1 protein-coding gene is annotated in these 1,944 nt (G+C 55.0%); it reads right to left on the bottom strand.

The features are described from left to right. Nucleotides 1-1,236 precede the first annotated feature (1,236 nt). A complete protein-coding gene (locus TSH64_RS01480; protein ID WP_109095393.1) occupies nucleotides 1,237-1,818 on the bottom strand; it encodes a site-specific integrase in 582 nt (193 codons plus the stop codon). Nucleotides 1,819-1,944: the final 126 nt, after the last annotated feature.

Genomic DNA, 1,944 nt, shown 5'->3' with positions numbered 1-1,944 from the left:
AAACCGTCCTCCCCCATCGTCGCTGAACCGTCACTGCGACTCTGCCAAAACCCCATGATTTCAAGGCTTTCGCGACCCTATGGGGTCAACGGCGCGCCGCAACTAGGAGAAGAGTAATGATCCCCCGCTATAGGCGTCAAGGGCGGATTCGGCGTTGCCAGCCAACGCAGTGCTCATCGGCCCGAACTGGCAGGCCATCACCCAGCCAACACAACGGCTGACGCATCGTCATGTTGACAGGGCGCGTTCGTCGGCCAAGCTGTTCCTGGTGCTGGGTTCCTTCCGCACCAGGACAGGAGTGTCGGCGGCGCGGCGGCGTTGATCAGGGAGAGATCGGCGCAGTGAATAATATCGACAAGACATAATCCTTCGTGGTATAAATAATCTTAGAGAACGCATGCGTTCATTCATAATGCCCAGGAGAGTACAGGGGTTCCTCCACCCCACACGGTTGGAGTTCGCGCGTGGAAGCGTGGCGAGCAGAAAACGACCATGAGGTTAGGGCAACCGACGAGACGAACATCATCAACCCACAGCAGGTGAGATGAGTAGCGACCGCTCGGTGGGACTTGAGTTCCCACAAGAAGGCTTAACGAAAATGAGGGTGGCTCTGTCTTCACATGTTTGACAACTACCCACACGCACCAGTTACTCGATTGCTGAGTGCGTGAGCTTGGAATTATCAATTCCATAACCGTTGACTCCCAAACGTTCACCGGAGATGCAAGGTGTAGCGGATGAAAAAGGCATGCTATGCACATCCAGCCTACAGTACCCCGAAGTCTCGCCATCAGGTGGAACGGGAGTAAGAAAGGCTGCTTAAGCAGGTACAGGGCAACCGCCTGCTGCTATTATAGACATGGCAAGTGGCTTATCGAGTGACTACATAAACTCAGGATGTCATCTTCTTCCCCTTGGTTCAGAATAATCAAACGTCCATGCGTGTGACTTTGAGTCTGGACCAAGGGGGAGAGAAAGTGACGTGAAATCTAGGATGTGAATCTGAATCATTCATTCAGTGATTAGGAATGGGCTGACGGACGTGATGCCGCACTGAACGAAGTGAAGGGCGAGAAGCACGTCCGATAGCCCGCCAGCAGCACCACCATGGTGCTGCTGAAGGTCATCAGGATCAGTTGGTTCATGTCGATGATGCGTTTGGTTACACGGCGGTTGGAACGGCCATGAAAAACCGTGGCAAACCGTTGATTTCCGGTACGCTGATGATCACTGGCATCAGATGATGTTGACCACCTTGCGCTTGGCTTCGGTATCTCCGTCGATGTAGCGGGCCGTGACGACCAGAGATCGGTGTCCAGCCAGTTCCATGACATCCCGCAGGGAACCGCCTACCAGGGTAATCTTGCGCGCAGCGTTGGTGATGAAAGTTCGACGACCTGAATGGCTAGAGCACCCGTTGAACCCAAGCCGGTGATAGAGGTCGAAGAACCAACGGGTGACCGATGCCGCCGACATCCGATGCCCGCGTTCCGAATAGATGATGTGCCTATCTGGATGCGGACGGCGTTCGGCATGAAGCTGCACCAGGGCGTCACGCAACTCCCTGCTGAGAGGGATGGTGCGACCAGACCCCATCTTTGCGGCGCGATCTTCCAGGTGCAGGAAATCCCCAACTTGGCCGTCTGAGTTGGTAACCATCCCCCAGGTCGCTTCGGCGATCTCCTTGGCTCTCAATCCAGCCCGCACGCTCAGCAGGAACATCGCCGCGTCACGGGCTGGGTTTCGAGTCGTGGACAGGTGTGCCAGCACTGCCTTCATCTGGGCTGTGGAGAGTACCTTTGCCTGCCGACCTGCCATGCTGATCTCACAATAAAACCGCACACAACAAGCATGGTCTCACGAGTTCTCAGTCTGTCAACCGAAAGATTGCGTCCAACACCGCACCAATCCTCATCTCACAAGAGAAGAGAGATTTTATGGTGA

This window comes from Azospirillum sp. TSH64 (assembly GCF_003116035.1).
In the GTDB taxonomy this organism is placed as follows: domain Bacteria; phylum Pseudomonadota; class Alphaproteobacteria; order Azospirillales; family Azospirillaceae; genus Azospirillum.
Note: the sequence above shows the minus strand (reverse complement) of the source record. Positions and strands in the feature narration are given on the sequence as shown.